The organism is Marinobacter sp. DUT-1, from assembly GCF_050379415.1.
GTDB lineage: Bacteria > Pseudomonadota > Gammaproteobacteria > Pseudomonadales > Oleiphilaceae > Marinobacter.
In genome coordinates this window covers 62,987-82,143 of record NZ_JBNRLS010000002.1, presented here as the reverse complement: position 1 = coordinate 82,143, position 19,157 = coordinate 62,987, and the positions used below count along the sequence as shown (strand labels likewise).

The 19,157-nt window shown below is 60.1% G+C and carries 13 protein-coding genes; 8 read left to right on the top strand and 5 right to left on the bottom strand.

What is annotated here, in order from left to right; all coding sequences use genetic code 11:
* The first annotated feature begins 154 nt into the window (after positions 1 to 154).
* Positions 155 to 5,059 (top strand): OmpA family protein, encoded by a 4,905-nt coding sequence (locus ACQUTG_RS05950; RefSeq protein ID WP_428918529.1) that lies wholly within the window; start codon positions 155 to 157, stop codon positions 5,057 to 5,059.
* Between the two features lie 65 nt (positions 5,060 to 5,124).
* Here the strand turns inward: ACQUTG_RS05950 and ACQUTG_RS05945 are convergent, their stop codons facing one another.
* Positions 5,125 to 6,036 carry a pirin family protein gene (locus ACQUTG_RS05945; RefSeq protein WP_428918528.1) on the bottom strand — a complete coding sequence of 304 codons (912 nt, stop codon included), beginning with the start codon at positions 6,034 to 6,036 and terminating at the stop codon, positions 5,125 to 5,127.
* A gap of 247 nt (positions 6,037 to 6,283) precedes the next feature.
* Between ACQUTG_RS05945 and ACQUTG_RS05940 the strand changes: the two genes are divergently transcribed.
* Positions 6,284 to 6,772 carry a CBS domain-containing protein gene (locus ACQUTG_RS05940; RefSeq protein ID WP_428918527.1) on the top strand — a complete coding sequence of 163 codons (489 nt, stop codon included), beginning with the start codon at positions 6,284 to 6,286 and terminating at the stop codon, positions 6,770 to 6,772.
* Between the two features lie 136 nt (positions 6,773 to 6,908).
* Here the strand turns inward: ACQUTG_RS05940 and ACQUTG_RS05935 are convergent, their stop codons facing one another.
* The gene (locus tag ACQUTG_RS05935; RefSeq protein WP_428918526.1) at positions 6,909 to 8,927 is read right to left on the bottom strand and encodes an oleate hydratase; all 2,019 of its coding nucleotides are present in this window, start codon (positions 8,925 to 8,927) and stop codon (positions 6,909 to 6,911) included.
* 140 nt (positions 8,928 to 9,067) lie between these two features.
* On the opposite strand from ACQUTG_RS05935, the gene ACQUTG_RS05930 reads away from it, so the two are divergent.
* The 5 genes from ACQUTG_RS05930 (at position 9,068) to ACQUTG_RS05910 (ending at position 13,734) form a co-directional block, all read left to right on the top strand.
* Positions 9,068 to 10,099 carry a threonine aldolase family protein gene (locus ACQUTG_RS05930; protein ID WP_428918525.1) on the top strand — a complete coding sequence of 344 codons (1,032 nt, stop codon included), beginning with the start codon at positions 9,068 to 9,070 and terminating at the stop codon, positions 10,097 to 10,099.
* Positions 10,100 to 10,153: 54 nt separating this feature from the next.
* Positions 10,154 to 10,942, top strand: a complete 789-nt coding sequence (locus ACQUTG_RS05925; RefSeq protein ID WP_428918524.1) for an alpha/beta fold hydrolase — start codon at positions 10,154 to 10,156, stop codon at positions 10,940 to 10,942.
* Positions 10,943 to 11,070: 128 nt separating this feature from the next.
* A complete protein-coding gene (locus ACQUTG_RS05920; RefSeq protein WP_428918523.1) occupies positions 11,071 to 12,645 on the top strand; it encodes a glutamate synthase-related protein in 1,575 nt (524 codons plus the stop codon).
* An 18-nt stretch (positions 12,646 to 12,663) separates the two neighbouring features.
* A complete protein-coding gene (locus ACQUTG_RS05915) occupies positions 12,664 to 13,170 on the top strand; it encodes a methylated-DNA--[protein]-cysteine S-methyltransferase (protein ID WP_428918522.1) in 507 nt (168 codons plus the stop codon).
* Between the two features lie 159 nt (positions 13,171 to 13,329).
* Complete coding sequence (locus tag ACQUTG_RS05910) at positions 13,330 to 13,734, top strand: bacteriohemerythrin (RefSeq protein WP_428918521.1); 405 nt, start codon at positions 13,330 to 13,332, stop codon at positions 13,732 to 13,734.
* Positions 13,735 to 13,747: 13 nt separating this feature from the next.
* Here ACQUTG_RS05910 and ACQUTG_RS05905 read toward each other — a convergent pair whose 3' ends face one another.
* Complete coding sequence (locus ACQUTG_RS05905; protein WP_428918520.1) at positions 13,748 to 15,802, bottom strand: dehydrogenase; 2,055 nt, start codon at positions 15,800 to 15,802, stop codon at positions 13,748 to 13,750.
* A gap of 156 nt (positions 15,803 to 15,958) precedes the next feature.
* Here ACQUTG_RS05905 and ACQUTG_RS05900 point away from each other — a divergent pair, with 156 nt between their 5' ends.
* Positions 15,959 to 16,978 (top strand): class I fructose-bisphosphate aldolase, encoded by a 1,020-nt coding sequence (locus tag ACQUTG_RS05900; RefSeq protein WP_428918519.1) that lies wholly within the window; start codon positions 15,959 to 15,961, stop codon positions 16,976 to 16,978.
* A 3-nt stretch (positions 16,979 to 16,981) separates the two neighbouring features.
* On the opposite strand, the gene ACQUTG_RS05895 is transcribed toward ACQUTG_RS05900, so the two are convergent.
* Both ACQUTG_RS05895 and ACQUTG_RS05890 read right to left on the bottom strand, forming a co-directional pair.
* Complete coding sequence (locus tag ACQUTG_RS05895) at positions 16,982 to 17,971, bottom strand: MBL fold metallo-hydrolase (protein WP_428918518.1); 990 nt, start codon at positions 17,969 to 17,971, stop codon at positions 16,982 to 16,984.
* Between the two features lie 155 nt (positions 17,972 to 18,126).
* Positions 18,127 to 19,104 carry a tRNA dihydrouridine synthase gene (locus ACQUTG_RS05890; RefSeq protein WP_428918517.1) on the bottom strand — a complete coding sequence of 326 codons (978 nt, stop codon included), beginning with the start codon at positions 19,102 to 19,104 and terminating at the stop codon, positions 18,127 to 18,129.
* Positions 19,105 to 19,157: the final 53 nt, after the last annotated feature.

The following is a 19,157-nucleotide window of genomic DNA, read 5'->3' as shown; positions in this document are numbered from 1 at the left end:
GCCTCGCGCTAATCGGCGCAGTGAAGTCCTGATGTGACAAGGTTGTCTTGCCCCATAACGCATGGTCATGCGTGGGCCCGGTTGTATTGTCTGAAGAGTCTGCTCCAGCGCGGAGCGATGGCAGGGATGCACAAGCAACAGAAAGGGACCAATCATGCCAGACCAACTCCGGTTGACCGTCGAACCCAAGGACAGTGTCGACAGCACCGAAGCCGAATCGCTTCAGATACGGATTACCTACCAGATTCCAGGCAAAACCGACGACGGGGAACCCACATCCCACCCCGGCAGTGACATTTTAAGGCTGGACCGGCACGCCCGGGCCGAAGCTACCCTCCAGCCCATCGCCCTTGATCAAACCATCAACGCCATCCTCGAAAACCGGCAGGGCCTGGAAGTCGCGGACCTGGGCACCATTGACGGTACGCCCGCCAGCGAGGGCGAACCGGTAAAACTGGTAATTCCATCCGCCACACTGAAACAGGCGCTGGCCCGCCTGGAGCCCGACCAGCAGCCGGTGCTCTCGCGTTCCGGCCGTTTCGTTCGCCTTGGCCAGCCAGATCAGCGCTTCGACCAATACACTCTCAGTGTTGATCTGGTTGACACCCCCGCCAAACAGAATGCCCTGAAAGCTTTGCTGGGACAGTCACCTGAAGGAGCCTTGGGTACAAGCTCCAGCCAGTCTCCGCTGGACGCCACCACTGCTGAGCAGCTTGGTGTGTTCTCGCTCACCGCCGCCGATCTTAAATTCGATGGCTCCTTCCAGATCAACCGACACTTTGATCCACAAACCGAAGCACCTGGCTGGGCCTGGTTGCTGAACGGCCCCGAGCTGATCATCGGATACCGGGAAGACCCGACACTGCGTTCGCCCCAGCGTGATCTTCGGATACTCCTCCCCTGGCAGGAAAAAGGTGCCGACGACCAAGGCGCGTCGAAACACAGTCAGTCGGAAAACGGTAAACACCCGCCACTCAACGTGAATGAAGAAAGTCTTCTTAATGAACCGGACCTGTTCAGCGACGACCCCGGTTCCTATTGCAAGCCATTCAGCAATCCGGCACGAATTCTCGGAGAACGGCGTTTCCATACTGTGTTCCGGGTAGAGCAACCGGAGATTGAGTCCACCGCCAACACCAAACCGGATTACAAGGGTCTGTTGCATCCCAAGGATGCCAACCAGCCGATGATGATCCGCAGTGCCATGGTCGCGAACAATGAGAGCAGCAACCCGGCTTTCGGCAGTGGGTTTCCGGTCCTACGGAACCTGGGCTCCAGCCTGAACCGGTTCCTGCCCCGGGATAACACACTCCTGATGCCGCCCGTGAAAGCCATCGATTTCCTGCCACTGCCCAAGATCCCCTGGCTCAACCGGCGCCAACCCGTGGGCCCCAACAACCCGATTGATTGGGATGGTGACTCCACCCAGTACCAGGCACTGTCCGTTGCCGGCGGCCATATCCTTGAGTGGCGGGTGCAATGGCGTTCGAACGGCTACTCCCTTGGCGACGTGGCGCACACCTTGACGCTCGCACCACGTCAAACCCGCCGCATCGTCAAACTGGACTGGCGCCGCCGCGAACAGAGCATCCGGTCTGAGCGCACCGAATTTGGCGAGGAGGTTTCACAAACCACCCTGCGGGAGAGGGACTACAACGATGCCGTCCGTTCCAACCTGAACGAATGGAGTAAAGGCGGCAGTAAGTCTCAAACCACGGGGGTTGCGGGTGGCATCGGCTTTGCCATGGGCCCGGTAGTGATCGGGGGTGGTGCAGCTCATGGCCGAGCAAGTTCCAGCAGCTGGCAGAACGGCGGCCGCAGCGTCGCCGCAGCCGAGGAACAGAGCCTGCGTGACGCGGTACGCCAGTTCGGTGATTCTCTCCGCCAGTTTGAAAGCACTGTGGTAAACGAAGTCAGTCAGGATGAATCGATTGAGGGCGTGTCGGAAGTCGTCCGCAACCCCAACTATTGCCATTCCCTGACGGTGATCTATCACGAAATCCTCCGCCATATGCGGGTGGACACCGTGCTGGCCGGGGTTCGGGAGTGCCTGTTCGTACCCTTCTCCATACGGCCCTTTACCCAGAATCGAATTGCCCGGTGGCGGGACGTCTTCGAACGCTACTTAAAGAAACGCGAGCTGCGCTGGGCCCTGAAATACGCCGAAGCAGTGGCAAACAACTGGGAAGGTGCTGACACACCTCCCGACGGCGAACGAACCGCCCAGACGGTGCGAAGTCTCTCCGGTTCTATCTACATCAAACTCGGCATTGAGCGGCCTCGGGATGAGGTGGTGTCGGACGAGATCGACGACCAGCTCAAGGAGGAAGGTGCCGTAGGAGAAAAGGTAACCACCCGGGTGTGGCAGGCATACGCAGGAATTCTACCAATACCGGTGGGACAAATCGTTGCCCGCATCCGCGACTACAGTGCCTCCCAGCGCGATGCCTATTTCCAGCGGGAAATTGCACCGTCCATGGCCCGTCGCTGGATCGACAGGCTGAAGCTGGAGACCGACAGTGGCGAGCTTCAGGGCGCCGATTTCACACTGGTGGGCGAATACCAGTTCAACCGGACCGTTCGGGTTGATTTCAACGTGCCCACAGATTCACTGTCCGACACCACCCGCGCAGCGCTGACCCGGCTAACGCTCTCGGCCTCCGAACACCTGCCGAAAGGTTCGGTCGCCAACGTAACCAGCGCCACTGTGGAATTCCACACCGACCACTACAACCGGCGTGTTCGCGCATCTACAGGCACCCAGGACCTGATCTCTCCGCCGGCCTGGGATGATGAGGACACCACCCGGCCGGCGCCGACGGAGAGCGCAACCCTCACCTTCAATCCGTCGAACTGGGAAAAGCAGAATCCCAGGCGGGAAGCAGAGAAAGCCAACGAGAAGATTCTCGACCACATTAACGACAACCTGCACTACTACCACAAGGTGCTCTGGTGGACGATGGACCGGGATGAGCTCTACATGCTGCTCGATGGCTTTGCCATCTCCTCCAGCGACCGCCGTTCCATAGCCTCAGTGGTGGAACGCGAGCCCATCGCCATACTGGGGAACTCCCTGGTGTTCCGGGTGGCCGCCGGCGCATTCCTTGGCGTTAACGGCCACGAAAGTTACGAGGAAGCGTTCAACTATTACAAGGGCGAAGGGGCACCCTCTACGCCCATGCGCGTCAGCCTGCCCACCGACGGTCTCTATGCCCAGGCCATCATGGACCAGTGCGAGGCCTGCGAGGAGCATCACGGCTCAACCGACTGGGTACTGAACGACGAGGATCCGGCCCTGGCGGAGTTCCCAAGCACCTTCTTTGACTCTCGCCGAACCCAGCCCCAGAACATGACACCCACGGACATGCCCGACTCCATCATTAACCTGCAAAATGCCCCTGCCGCGCCGGCGCCCCAAGGATTTGGTGACATACTGGGCACACTGGGAAGCAACAGCGCATTCCGAGACATGGCGGGCCTGGAAGGCACCCAGAAAAACGCCATGGGCGCCCTGAATTCTGCCGCCAACCTGGCCGGGCAGTTCGGAGGTTATGCGCTCCAGGCCAGGCTGGCAGAGCTGCAATCGGAACGGGATGCCGGGCAGAACTTCGACAAGAAACGGGCGGCGATTGATCGTGCGGTCAACAAGGGCTCGATGTCCAGGGCCGATGGTGAGAAAGCACTGCAGGCCCAAGCTGAAGCCATGGGACGCAGATCGCCCTCCGGACTGTCCACCAATTCTAAGGATCTGGTGGAACGCTTCGGTGGAGAACGCGATGTGTCTGTGACGGAGACAACGCCCGATGGTCAGGTGACTACCAGCGTGAAAGCGGCTCAATCCCGGTCTGGTCAAGGATCAGGAGCAATGGCCGATGAGCTGGAAGGTGCTGTTGCCGGACCCGGCGGAACAGCCGCCTCCCGGCACAGTTTTCCAATTGCCAAATCGGACCCTCTGGATGAAGAGGCGATTTTCAATCACAGCTTCTTTGCCACCCCGTCGAAGGATACCATCGAGTCCTTCTTCCCCCTCATGGAACCGGTAGAGGACAGGATCAGCGATGCGGAGCGCCAGCGCTCTATGACCCGGCCGTTTTTCTTCACAGTGGGAGGTCTCAATACCGACAGGCTCCTGTCCAGCGCCGCGAATCCGGATCTGGTTCAGTTGTTGTCCTACATTGTGTACGACTTCCCGGTGGCTTCCTCCGAGATCACCCGTGACGACCTGAAGTCGCTCCGTAATCTTCTGGAACGGCGGGCCGCCGCACTGAAAGAGCGTAACCAGATTCTGGAAATCCAGATCCTGGGCACGGCGGACAGTACCGGGCCCGCAGATGAGAATGCGAGACTCCAGAGAGAACGCGCCCAGGCGGTTGCCGAAGGTCTCCAAAGCACCGGCTATCGGATTTCCTACATCGGCCCTTCAGACAGTCGCCTGTTCAACGACAACAACGAGTATCAGCGGGCCCTGAATCGCTCGGTGACGGTGCGCGAGACTCTGACAGCCAGCAACGGAGTCCAGATTCGCAGGAAGGACGATGACATCCATGATGTGAAGATTCGGATCCGGGAAATCCTGACCGATGAGGCGGACGGTGGCGATACCGACGCCAACATTGCGCTGACCATCATGGATCTTTACGACACGGGAGGGAATCTTGAGGTGATACTCGCCAACAAGGTGCGAGAGTACTACAAGACTTACGCGTTGGATCTCGCGCGGCGTTATGACAACCCGCTTTACCGGCCAGAGATCTTTTTCACGGACGGTCGCTACTATCTGGAGCACAACCTGCAGTATGCGCCAAGTGTGGCCACCCTGAATGATCTGGACGCTTCAGCCCGGGATGTAATCAACCTCCTCAAGGTGCTTGCAGAAGCGACCTACGATGGCATCAATGTCCATGTGAAGTTCGGCGGGGGTGGCAATAACCCCGACAGCGACATGGACGCCTGGGACATGATGAATGCCGCGATCAAGAAACTGGTCGATCGCAACGGCACCGTCTATGGTGATGCCTTCGACAAATACAAGGGAAAACTGGAGAGCCCCTTCCAGTAATCGACTGGCTGCGCCTCTTGCCGATGTTGGCAAGAGGCGTCTTTCCTTCCGGATCTGCTTACAGCCTAGTAGGGGATGAACTCCGCCTCGTCTCCCTTAACCTTCGCAAACCGCCCTGCCCGCCAGTCTTCCTTCGCCTGTTCGATACGTTCCTTCCTGGACGACACAAAATTCCACTCGATAAAGCGCCGGCCCACGGGCTCACCGCCAATCAGGGCAATCCGGGTGTCTTCCGCAGCGGTGATACAAACGCCAGGCTCCGGCGCAAACACGGCCATACTGTGGGTTGGTAGTTCCGAGCCATGCGCCTTGAGGCACCCGCTCGCCACATAGACTGCCCGCTCAGGTGCATCGGGCAACTCCAGAGTCTGGCCGGCTTTGAGGGTGGCCTCCAGGTAGAGGGTTTCACTGAAGCTGCGCACTGGGGATGTCACTCCATAGGCGCTCCCAATCATCACCCGTACGGGAACACCGTTGATATCAATCGCCGGAATATCGTCACTGGGATAGTGGTGAAACGCCGGTTCGGTTTCCTCGTGCGTCTCCGGCAGTGCCAGCCAGAGTTGCAGGCCGTGCAATCGATGGTCCGATGCAGTGACTTCAGGGCGTTCCCTTTCTGAATGAGCGATGCCCCGGCCAGCCACCATCAGGTTGATATCACCGGGTCGGATCGGCTGGCAGCTGCCCACGGAATCCCGGTGCAGTATCTCGCCTTGAAAGAGGTAGGTCACCGTGGCGATGCCGATGTGTGGATGGGGACGAACGTTGATGCCTTCGCCCGCGGGAAAATCCGCCGGCCCCATTTCATCAAAGAAGATCCAGGGCCCGACCATTTTCTGTTTCGCGGTTGGCAACAGCCGGCGTACCGAGAATCCGCCCAGATCTGCGACACGAGGTGTCAGGATCTTCTCAATGGCAGTGCACGGCGCATCAATGGCATCGCACTGCTGTTCTGCGACTTTTAAAACGTTACTCATGGAACCAACCCCCGGTAGTCATAGACTAAGCTTAACCTACCGGAAAATCCGGAGGCCAATCACTTTGATCTGGGTCATCGACAATCACCCGATCTGAGCACACATTGGGACTGGCACCGTTCCCGCGATGGAGCCGGTGCAGCCTTCAGGACGGATACCCCATGGAAGTATGCAGGATCCGATGTCGCAAGGGCGTATTGCTGATGGCATTCATTTAGATGCGAGCCCCAGGACGGAGGATATTCGAATGAAAGTCAACGAAGTAATGGTTACCGAGGTGGCGAGCTGCTCGCCGCACACTTCCCTGCAAGACATCGCCATGATGATGTGGAACAACGATTGTGGCGCAATTCCACTGGTAGATGAACAGGAACACCCCCTGGGCATAATCACCGATCGGGACATTGCCATGGGTGCTGCGCTGCAATCAAAACCGTTGTGGGATATTCATGCAGAGGATATCTCCAGCCATCGAGAGTTGTACTGCTGCGAACCGGAAGAAGACATTGCGAAAGCCCTGCAACTGATGGAAGCGCATGAAGTTCGTCGCCTTCCTGTGGTCAACCAGTACAACCAGCTCTGCGGTATGGTCAGCATGGGAGACATAGTGTCTTTCACTGGCGCTGAAACTGTCGCGAAAACCGGGGACAAAAAGATCTCCTCGAAGGAAACCATGGAGCTTCTCCGGCACATCAGTGCCCATCACCCCAGCCACAAGGCCGCCGCAGCCGTTTGAGCAACCCCACCCACACCACAGTCGACCGCTTGCCAAAGCGGTCGACTGTATTCCGTGAAATGCCGAGTTCTCTCTGTTCCCGACGGGCCCCAACCTCAACTAACAGGTTTTATCAGGCCGCACCCGGGAAGACTGGTCAAAAGCGCCCACGGATCTTCTCCACCACGCCCTGAATACGGTCTCTGGCTTCGTTTAGAGTATGACTGCCACCGAGCAGATCACGGACCGCGTTCAGCTGTTGCTCGAATAGCCCGGGCTTTTCCACGTCCTCGCTGTCCTCGTCCTGCCCCAGTGGCAGGATGTGCCGGAAGTAGGTGCCACCGAGCAAGCGCCGGAGTAAGCCCTCGCCAATGAACGGTTCGTCGTTATTGAGGGTTCGGGTGGCACGCAGCAGGCGGCGGATATCGTACTGGCCGGGGTGGATGTCCGGTACCTGTTTGGGGATCTCCAACAGACTGTAGACCCCGACCCGGGCAGTCCGGACCGAGCTTTCCAGGGTGAAGACCACATCGTTCGGGGTTTCCACAAACTGCCCCATCAGGGCGAGGTTGGTACAGCCTTCCGGAACCACCTCGGGCCGGTCGCCCTGGGCCCTGGGCATGAACTGGGAAGTGATATAAGGCATCAGGGCGATTCGCGTTTTGGTGGCGGCGATCACCTCTTCCACCTGATCGATCAGGCCCAGGTGGTAGCAGAGTTCCGTCAGCACTTCCCGGCCGGTGCATTCCGGCATGGGCTTTTTGACGCAATCGCCGGGCTTGTCCATGAGCAGGGAATATACCCAAAGCACGATCACGTCATCCGGCTGATCGGGAAAATGCGGCTGGCGATTGCAGGTAAAACTCATGAGCCAGGATGAGTCGGTGAAGGTGACAATGCCGCCGGTAGCCGTGAACCCGGAATACGGGTCGTTGACGGACAGCTCCTTGAGCTTGTCCATGAGCGGTGACGGCTTGCAGGTCAGGGTCACCGATTCCCAGGTGGATTGCGGCACGTTGCCACAGAACTTGTCGGGCCGGCCAAACACGTCGGACTGGCTCGCCAGGTTCTTCCACAGCTGCCAGCCTGAAGAATCGCGCGGTTCCTTCTCATCCTTCAGTACCGGCGCGGTGTCATCGTCACCGTAGGCGGTATCTTCGGTCATCGAGCCGGTGGTGACGAACACCAGGTCGCGCTTGCGCACCCGGATGGTTTTCTCACCCTGTTCGGTCTCGCACTCGATCCCGGTAACCGTGCGCTGGCCTCCCCTGGTACTGAATTTCAGGTTCGAAACGATGGTGTCGTACTGGATCTTCACGCCCTGATCTTTGAGCCAGTTCATCAGCGGGCGGACGAAGCTGTCGTACTGGTTGTAGCGGGGGAAGACCAGCGAGGTCATGTCATTGAGCCCGTCCATGAGGTGCAGGAAACGATGCATGTAGAGCTTCATTTCCAGTACCGAATGCCAGTTCTGGAAGGCAAACATGGTGCGCCAGAAGGTCCAGAAATTGGATTCCAGGAAGCCCTCGCTGAACCACTGTTCGACGGTGATGTCGTCCAGGTCCTCCTTTCGGGCCAGCAGCAAGCGGATGACTTCCAGCTGTTGCCTGCGGCTCAACCCCATGGTGGAGAAATCTGCGATCTGCCCCTGCTTTTCCAGCAGGCGGGCCTTTGACCAGTTCTTGTCCGGATCGTTGATCAGGCGGTACTCGTCGAGCACAGTGAACGGCGCCGGCAGCTCCAGGGCAGGAATTTCGGAGAACACATCCCAAAAGTTCTGGTAGGTCATCTCCATTTCCCGGCCACCCCGGACGATGTAGCCCTCCTCAGCATTGCCTGCTCCGTCCAGGGAGCCGCCCTCAATCGGACCTTCTTCCAGAAACACGATATTCTCCGCCGGCATGTGGCCGTCGCGGATCAGGAAAAAGGCCGCAGCCATTCCGGCAATTCCGCTGCCAATGATGTAGGCGCGACGGTCTTCAATGCCCGCGGTGGGCATTGGCCGATGGTTGACGTAGGTACCGTGCAGGTCAGCCGGTGGGAGGGGTGTGTCGATCCCGTTGTGCAGGTGCGTGGCGGTGGCATCCGGGGTTGCGTCAACCCCTCGGGCTTTCAGGGCACGAATGTGTGCGTCGAGGCTGGGGTCTGGAACTGTCCGTTTCTTTGAGTCCGTCACGCTGACTTCTCCTTTGTGATAATGGCTGTCCCTATGGTGAGTCCCGTAAGCTTAATTGAAGGATGACACACATCAACTCGATGTCAGTTATCAAAAAACGGTAATCTGTTACCTCAATCCCCGAGACAGGAGAGCTCAGCGTGTCCGATTCCGAACAGTTCGCCAGCGACAACTACAGTGGTGTCTGCCCTCAAGCCTGGGCCGCCATGGAGCAGGCGAATCGGATGGACGAGCCCGCCTACGGGGAGGACAGCTGGACCCAGCGGGCCGCGGACGGCCTGCGCACGTTGTTCGATACCGACTGCGAAGTGTATTTCGTGTTCAACGGCACCGCCGCCAATTCCCTGGCCCTGGCCTCCATCGGCCAGTCCTTTCACAGTGTGATCTGCCATGAGCTGGCGCACATCGAAACCGACGAATGCGGTGGCCCGGAATACGCCTCCAACGGTGCCAAGCTGCTGCTTGGCGAGGGGCCGGATGGCAAACTCACGCCGGAAAGCATCGAGCATCTTGTGACCAAGCGCACGGATATCCACTACCCCAAGCCCAAGGCCCTGAGCCTGACCCAGGCCACGGAAGTGGGTACGGTCTATACCCCGGAGGAACTGAAAGCCATCCGGGCCGTGGCAGACACCCACCGGTTGAACATCCACATGGATGGTGCCCGCTTCGCCAATGCCGTGGCGGCGCTGGATGTGCACCCTTCCGAGATCACCTGGAAAGCCGGCGTGGATGTGCTGTGCTTCTCCGGCACCAAGAACGGGCTGGCCCTCGGCGAAGCCGTGGTGTTCTTCAACCGGGACCTGGCCGAGGACTTCGAGTGGCGCTGCAAGCAGGCCGGGCAACTGGCCTCCAAAATGCGGTATATTTCCGCGCCGTGGTGCGGGCTGCTGGAGAACGATGTCTGGCTGGCCAATGCCCGCCACGCCAACGCCTGCGCCGAGCGGCTGGAAAAGGGCCTGGCCGGCCTGCCGGGGGTGAGCCTCCGTTACCCGAGACAGGTGAACGGGGTGTTCGTGGAGATGCCGGAACCTGTCCAGGCCGCGCTGCGGGCAAGGGGCTGGCGATTTTACAACTTCATCGGCGGCTGTGCCCGGTTGATGTGTTCCTGGTCCACCAGTGAGGCCCAGGTGGACCGTTTCCTCGCCGATCTGCGGGAGTTGGTGGCCTGATTACGGCCATTCCTTCCGTTTGAGTAGAAATTGAATGAATCTGGAGACCTTGTCTTGAACGTCCAGGACCGTTTTGTTGATGTCCCCGGGGGCGAATTGTTTGTTCGCACCTGGACCCCCGCCGGCACCGAAGACCGCGCGCCCATGGTGTTATTTCATGACTCCCTCGGAAGCGTGAAGCTCTGGCGGGATTTCCCGGAAGCGCTGGCACGCCGGCTCGAACGTCCGGTGATTGCCTACGATCGCCTGGGGTTCGGCCAGTCTTCCCCGCGTCAGGGCCTGCCTTCCCAGCGCTTTATCGAAGAAGAAGCGGAAATTTATTTCCCGGCCCTGCGGGAAGCCCTGGGCTTTACAAAGTTCCTGCTCTTCGGCCACAGCGTAGGCGGCGCCATGGCAATCATCATTGCCACCCGGTTTGCCGGGGACTGCGAACTGGTGATCACCGAAGCCTCCCAGGCCTTTGTGGAAGAGCACACCCTGGACGGCATCCGGGCCGCCAAAGCCCAGTTCCAGAAACCGGGGCAGCTGGACAAACTGGCCCGATATCATGGCGACAAGGCCCTCTGGGTACTGGAGGCCTGGACCGAAGTCTGGCTGGACCCCAGCTTCCACCACTGGAACCTGGAACCTTTCCTGCCGAAGGTGCACTGCCCCGTGCTGGCCCTTCATGGCGACCACGATGAGTTCGGTACCCTGGAATTTCCCCGGCGCATTGCTGAAGGGGTTCAAGGGCCCTCGGCCCAGTGCATCCTTGAGAACTGCGGCCATGTTCCCCATCGGGAGCAGCAGCCGAAAGTCCTCAATACGGTTGCCGCCTTTCTGACAGAGCACCTGGCGAAATAATCGGAATCCCGCCCATTGGCGGGATTCATCCACTTCAGCCACACTTTCCCGTGCACTGGTCCGATCATCGTTCGGACAACGTACACCTCCGTATCCTCAACTCACTCAACGGTTCAGGAGCCTGTACCATGGGAAAGCCAGTCATTGCCGACAACAAGCCCACCAAGGTCAAGCTGGAGAAGGGCGAGGAGTATTTCTTCTGCGCCTGCGGGCGCTCCGATAACCAGCCGTTCTGCGATGGCTCCCACGCCGGGACCGGCATCACGCCCCGGCGTTTCGTGGCGGAAGACAACGAAGAGGCGGTGCTGTGCCAGTGCAAGCAAACCGGCAATCCCCCTTACTGCGATGGTACTCACCAGCAGTTCAGTGATGACTTGGTGGGCAAGGAAGCGCCGGAAAGCTCCGATGATTCAGAGGAGTCCGGCGACTCGGGCAATCAGGACAAGGCCCCGAAGGCCAAGGCAACCAAAGAGGAACCCACGGTGGAATTCATCCACCAGCTGGCCCGGGAAGGCCTGGACAGCATGGGTAACCACGGGCCGGTCACCGCCATGGGTGTTCCGCGGCACACTCTCCCCCACTGGGATGACCTGCAGATCATGGTCGCCCAGATGGCCAGCAAGCCGCTGATGGAAGACGCAGATGTCGCTACCGAGCTGGTGGTGGGTCCGGAAGCAAAGAAGCCGCTGACATTGAGCATGCCTCTGCTGGTTTCGGACATGAGCTTTGGTGCCTTGTCCGAGGAAGCCAAGATTGCCCTGGCCCGGGGTGCGGAACTGGCAGGCACCGGCATCTGTTCCGGCGAAGGCGGCATGTTGCCGGAGGAGCAACAGGAGAACTCCCGCTACTTCTACGAGCTGGCCAGTGCCAAATTCGGCTATGAAGAGGACCTGCTCAGGAAGGTCCAGAGTTTCCACTTCAAGGGTGGCCAGGGGGCCAAGACCGGCATCGGCGGCCATCTGCCCGGCAACAAGAACACCGGCCGGATTTCCGAGGTGCGGGGCATCCCCGAGGGTGAACCGGCGGTGTCTCCCCCTACGTTCGAGGATCTGGGTTCGGTGGCGGATTTCCGGGATTTCGCCGGTCGGGTCCGGGAGATCACCGGCGGTATTCCGGTGGGTTTCAAGCTCAGTGCCAACCATATTGAACGGGATATCCAGTTTGCCCTGGACGCTGGCGCCGACTACATCATCCTGGATGGCCGGGGCGGTGGCACTGGCGCGGCACCGGAGATTTTCCGGGACCACATCAGCGTGCCTACCATCCCTGCCCTTGCCCGGGCCCGTCGCTATCTGGACAACCACGGTGCCAGCGGGCGGGTCACGCTGATTGTGACCGGGGGCCTGCGTGTGCCGATGGATTTTTTGAAGGCACTGGCTCTGGGCGCAGACGGTATTGCCATCGCCAACAGCGCCATGCAGTCCATCGGTTGTGTCGCCGCGCGCATCTGCAACACCAACAACTGCCCGGCCGGCATCGCCACCCAGAACAAGGATCTGCGCCAGCGCCTGGATGTGGATAAGTCCGCCCATCAGCTGAAGAACTTCCTGCAGGGCTCAGTCTCGCTGATGCAGGTGATGGCACGGGCCTGTGGTCACGACAGCCTGGGCAAGCTCTCCATTGACGACCTTTCCACCTGGAACCGGGATATGGCACTCCTGAGTGGCGTGCGGTACGCTGGGGTACTGGATCCTTCCACCTGATTGAAAGGAGGTGCCCCCATGATCCGTTACGCCATTGAGCGCTGCAGCCTGGGCTGGGTCCTTGCCGGAGCCGACGACAAGGGCCTTTGCACCATCGAGTTGGGCGATGACCCCGATTCGCTGCGTTCCGCACTGCAATCCCGCTTCCCGGATGCCACGCTGCAGCAAGTCACCGACAACCTGGGTGGCCTTTTGCCCAAGCTGATCCGCTTTATCGACGCGCCGCAATCACGCCTCGACCTGCCCCTTTCCATTGAGGGTACCGATTTCCAGCAACGGGTCTGGGAAGCGCTCCGCTCTATTCCGGCTGGCCAAACGGTCAGTTACGCAGAACTCGCTGCAAAAGTCGGAAGCCCGAAAGCGGTACGGGCGGTCGCCGGTGCCTGCGCTGCCAACCGGCTCGCGGTCGTCATCCCCTGCCATCGCGTGGTGCGCAGCGACGGCAACCTGAGTGGTTACCGCTGGGGTGTGGAACGCAAGCAGACCCTGCTGGCTCGTGAGGCCTCTCGGGTGGCGGCGGCCTGAGCACTTGCGCTATCCGGATATTGCAAATCTTCCAATCCTGATGACTGTTCGGGACAGACTCCCCTGTCTTCCTTGACGTCAGTCAATATCCCGATGAATGCCTGTTCATAGGATGTCCCTGAAGACATAACTATAAACAGGAATACAGGGGAGATACCGATGACATTCTGGCCATGGAGTAAAGAGCTTGAAGTCGGAATCGGAGAGATTGATGAGCAACACAAGTGGCTGGTGGAATTGACCAACCAGTTGTATGACGCACTCGACGGAGGCGCGGATCAGGGGAAAACCAGCGAGATTCTGGAATCTCTCATGGATTACACCATGAACCACTTCATTGTGGAGGAGGACCTGTTCCTGCGCCTGGGGTACCCGGAAACGGATGCGCACAAGGCCGAGCACAACAAGTTCACCGGCCAGATCATGAGCCTGATTGATCGCCATGAAAACGGCGATTCGGCCGGTGAGGAAACCCTGGAACTGTTAAAGGACTGGCTCACCCACCACATTCTGAAGGTGGATAAGGCCTACGTGGAGCACTTCCGCGCCCACGGTATCGGCTGAGTCCGGAGCCCGCTCACGCGGGCTCTGTTGCTTCGGCTGCCAGAGTCCGCACCCGCTCGAAATCTTCTTCAGTGAAGACCCCGTTCACGCCCGAAATCGAGGCAAGCTCCATGCCGTGCTTCAGGCCGAGTTTGTAGATTTCCCGCACCTTCTCCCACTCGATGTTACGGCCCAGGGTGAAGTTCTCGAAGCGCCCTTCCAGGGCCAGAACGATGGTCTCCGCCAGGCAGGCATAGGCGATGCCTTTCGGCAGCCCGATATCTTTCATCTTCGGGTTCCCCGGCAGCTGGATTTCCCCGGATTCGATCACCAGCACATCCGGGCGTTTGGCCACGTCTTCCGCAGGAATATCCAGGGGCCGGGCAACGTCGGTGATCACGCAACCGGGCTTCACTTTCATGATATCCAGGATGCGCTTGCCCGCGCCCGAGGTGGCGGTCACGATCATGTCCATATCCGCCAGGTCCCGGTTTGTGGTGGCGGCCACGTGAACCACCGCGCCCGGAGTTTCCAGTTCGATACTTTCCTTGAGGGCAAGCAGTTTCGCGGCCTCCGGGGCCACCAGGTAGATCTCATCCACCGCTTTGGCCAGCAACCGGGCGCAGACCGAGCCAATAGCTCCGGTCGCACCCACCACCATGGCTTTGCCGGCCATCTTGCCGCTTCCGCCAACGTGGACACGGCCGATTTTCTTCGCCGCATCATGGGCGGCCCAGAGGGCTCCTGAGGCACTGTAGCTGTTGCCGGTGGTGATCGGTAGCGGCGCCCGTTTGGCCACGGTGATGCCCGCATCCCCCACCACCTTGGTGAAAGCGCCGAGCCCCATGATCTGGGCGCCCAGTTTCTTCGCCAGCTTGGCGGCCGCCAGCAACCGGCTATAGGTAAATTCCGGGCCATGGGCCATGATCTCCCGGGGGGTACCGCCGACGGTGATAAGCCAACCCTCCACTTCATCGCCGGTGGGTGATCGGATGCCGGAAACTTTCGAATAGATGAAAGGTGGCGTGTAGGCAATGGCCTTCTCCACCAGGTCCATCACTTTCGGCGGCGACACACTGGCCACCCAGTCCAGCGGCGGAGTCTTGGTCAGGTACTGCTGGGACAGCGGATGAATCACGAAGGCAAACCGGTTTACCCGCCGGTAGCCGTTCGGGTACAGGATCCGGGGCTCGATACCCAGGCTCTGGATGACGTCCAGGAAATCATCCGCGCCCAGTTGTTCCGGCGTGCGTGACAGGGCGGCGCTGATCATCGCCTCCATCACATTCACGCCGATGGGCCGTCCTTCCAGCCACGGGCTGTAGTCCACCACCATCGCCACGCGCCGGGAACGCATCCAGTCCAGTACCGCATCGGTTACCCTTGAAGTGATGACGGTTTTGCCGTCCAGCTCCTTCTCGGTAAAGCTTTCAAGGTCACCGATCGCACCCACGATCACATGGGAGTCACGGACTGCACTGTGCAGGGAACCGGCCACCAGATTCTCTCCCAACCGGTACAACGGGCTCTGGTGCAGCGCGTTGATGGCTTTGACCGCCATCGGCCGGAACATCAGCGGCGCGGTGAGCCGGGTGTAGGTCTCGAGTTGGCCCAGGGAAGTCAGTACCCGGGGCACCCCGAAATCGAGGTAGGGGTCGGCGAACTGCAGGTTCTCGGTATGTTCGGAGAGGGATTTGGCGATCCGGTAACCGGCCTGCCCGTTCAGGAAAAGCACGCGGGCGTTATCGAAGAAATGGCCCAGCTCGGTCTGGGTGTGGCGAATGGCCCACTCCTGCAGAATACCACGCAGGCCGGCGCCGGTGGTGACCGGCTTGTCCGGTACACAGGCTTCCAGCCTGGCGGTCTCCGGGTGCTCCAGCTGTTCCCGCCCTACTTGGTAGTGGTCGTGAATCATGCTCAGGCCGATGGCGTCCGCCTGCGGGTGCACCGACTCCAGAACGGATTCGGCCTTTTCAATGTCGCCATCCGTGCCGATGCGGATAATCCGGAACGCCTGTCCCAGGAATTCCGTTTCCAGCTCGTAGTCGTAGTCGGACGATCCCTGGCTTACACTCACAACCGTTTTCATAGCGGTCTTCCATCCTTCCTGTCGGTCTTGTAATTAGCCTAATCCAGACGGATTCGGTATGTCTTAGCGTAGGTCAAATTTGCGCAAGTCGTACAGGGTCTACAATTACCCGAAACATCCCAAAGGACACCGGTTTTGCCGGTAAAGGAGAACCCAATGAGCATTCAGGAAGAGTTGACCGCAACCATCGCGGACCTGGTCCAGCCCGGCAAAGGCATCCTGGCCGCGGATGAGAGCACCCCCACTATCGCCAAGCGTTTCAAGGCGGTTGGCGTGGAATCCACGGAAGCAAAGCGCCGGGAGTACCGGAGCATCATCTTCTCCACCCCCGACCTGGGCAAATACATCAGCGGCGTCATCCTGTACGAGGAAACCCTGGAGCAGCTGAGCCTTGAGGATGTAGCCATGCCCAAGCTGCTGGCCAGTCAGGGCATCGTTCCGGGCATCAAGGTGGACAAGGGCAAGGGCCCGCTGGTCAATGCACCCGGAGACGAGATCACCTATGGCCTGGATGGCCTGGAATCCCGCCTGGAGGAATACAAGAAGCTGGGTGCCCGCTTCGCCAAATGGCGGGATGTGTTCCACATCTCCGACACCCTGCCCTCACGCCAGGCGATCAAGGCCAACGCCGAGGTGCTGGCCCGGTACGCGGCGGTGTGCCAGTCGATGGGCATTGTGCCGATTGTCGAGCCGGAAGTACTGATCGACGGCCACCACAGCATTGAGCGGGCCGGGGAAGTCAGCGAAGCGGTACTCCGGGAAGTATTCAAGGCGCTGTACCGGCACCATGTGGATCTGGAAACCATGGTACTGAAGCCCAGCATGGTCACCCCGGGCAAGGAATCGCCTTCCGCCAGCCCGGAACAGGTGGCGGAACACACACTGATGATTTTCCGGCGCGCGGTACCCGCGGCAGTGCCGGGAATCTTCTTCCTGTCAGGTGGCCAGACGCCGGCGGAGGCCACCGTCAATCTCAATGCCATCAACAGCATGGGCTACCATCCCTGGGAGTTGAGCTTCTCGTACGGGCGCGCCCTGCAAGAGCCGGCGCAGCATGCCTGGGCCGGTGACCTGGCTAATGCAGACAAAGCCCAGGCTGCCCTGCACAAACGGGCCAGGCTCAATGGCCTGGCTCGTTCCGGGGACTATTCCCCGGAGTTGGAGAATGAAGACTGACGCCTAATCGCAGATATCCACGCATTTGCCGCTGCCATTGAATGCCATGGTGCGGCCGCTGAGGGGAATATGGACGGGCACGTTCACGGCATCGCGGAAGATTGCCGTGCGGGTGCCCTCTTTCACCTTGCCGCCTTCGGTGGCCGGTTCATTGGCATGGGACGGAATCACCGCGCGGGGTTTGATCAGGTCGTTGATGACGTAGGCCGCCTCGGTCGGGCCGGTGGTGTAGGTATCACCGATGTTCATGACCACCAGTTCGGCGCCGTAATGGTCAGCAACCACCAGTTTCTGCTCGGCAGTAATGCCGGTATCACCGGACAAATACACCACCAAACCGTTGGAGAAGGTCAGCACATAACCGGTGGGCGGACCGACGTTCGCGGACACGCCGGCGGCTTTCAGGTATTCCGCCAGCGGCCCGGTCAGGAAGGACGCCGACACGCCGTTGCTGTGCACCGCAGGCACGGTCGTGATCTTCACCCCACCCACTTGTTTGCTGGCCCCGAAACGGACCAGCTGCGATTTTGATTTGTCCGCGCCGGCAGCTTCGAGCTTGGCGGCAAAGAACGCCGGCATTTCGCTGCCGGTGACAATCGTGGCCTGCTTCGCGACCGCGATATCCACGGTGTTGGATTGCGGCAGGGTGACTACCGGAAACTCCGGCGAGCCGCACGCGCCCCGGTTCACCGCCTCGATGCGGCGATCGCCCACATGGTCACCGTGCATGTGCGACACCAGCACCACATCGATGTCACCGAGCCGTGGATCGTCGGCTCCGGCCACGGTGCGACCGGCGTCATAGAGAATTCGGGTGCCATTGGGATCCTCGAACACCATGGCGCGGTCCACTACACAGAATTCGCCGTCATGACTTCCAAGCGGCGTTACCTTCACCTGCCCGTCTTCCTGGGCCAGCCCGGCACCCGCCGCGAACAGACCGGCACTTGCGACGATGCCCACCAGGGTCCGCCTGACTAATCCGTTACTCATGAGATGGTGCCTCCTTCTCCGTTCTTTGTTATTGGTCTGTGTTTGTACGGTCACACTGCCTGTTCGTACCAGTGTAGACCCGCAAACGTCCCCCAGTGACGCAAAAAGCCCCTCGGAAGGGGCTTTCGGGAACCAACGGTAGAGAAACGACGCTGTCAGGCTGCCCGCTCTTTCAGGGCATCAGTGGGCACCCCCTGCTCCAGGCAGGCGAGCATCGGGGCTACGTCGCGGATCTTGCGGGCCTGTGGCCACAGGTACTCCGCCTCGGCAAAGCCCTGACGCAAAAAGTTCAGCCATTGCTTGATGCGGCCGGTAACGTATCTGTCTTCGAGCCGGGTCTGTAGCGCGGCGGAATATTCCCGAACCAGTGCCACAGCCTCCAGCCACGTCATTGGTGTGAAGGATTCACCGCGCTGGGAGGCCTTGATCTGAGCGGCCAGATCCGGACGGGCAATCAGGCCCCGGCCGATCATCACATCCTCGCAGCCAGACACCTTCCGGCAGCGCCAGTAGTCCTCGACGGTCCAGACCTCGCCGTTGGCAATCACGTGGGCTTTGACCGCTTCCCGCACCCGGGCAATCTCCTCCCAGTAGGCAGGCGGCTTGTATCCGTCCACTTTGCTGCGGGCGTGAATCACGATCTCGGAGGCGCCGGCGGCTTCAAGGGCCTGACCACAGGCCACGCCCATGGAACGATCGTCATAGCCCAGGCGCATTTTGGCGGTCACCGGGATTTCGACAGGCACAGCGTTGCGCACGGCGGCGGTGATTTCGTGCATCAGTTCCGGCTCACGCATCAGCACGCAACCGCCCTTGTGCTTGTTCACGGTCTTGGCCGGGCAGCCGAAGTTGATGTCCACCTGGGTCGCACCCAGCTCGGCCGCTTTCAGGCCGTGGCGGCCCATCTGTTCGGGGTCTGATCCGAGCAGCTGCACAGCCACTGGCGTACCCACCTCGGTCTCGCAGGCACGATGCAGTTCCGGTGCGTATTTGTAGAAAATCCGGGGAGGAAGCATGCCGTGGGTCACGCGAATGAATTCGGTCACGCACCGGTCAATGCCACCGACTTTGGTCAGGGTTTCACGGATGGGTGCATCGACCAGCCCTTCCATCGGGGCAAGGATGATTCGCATGGAGGCTCCAGCGGCTGAGAAAAGAAAATCAGGTGGCGACTGATCAAAAATCA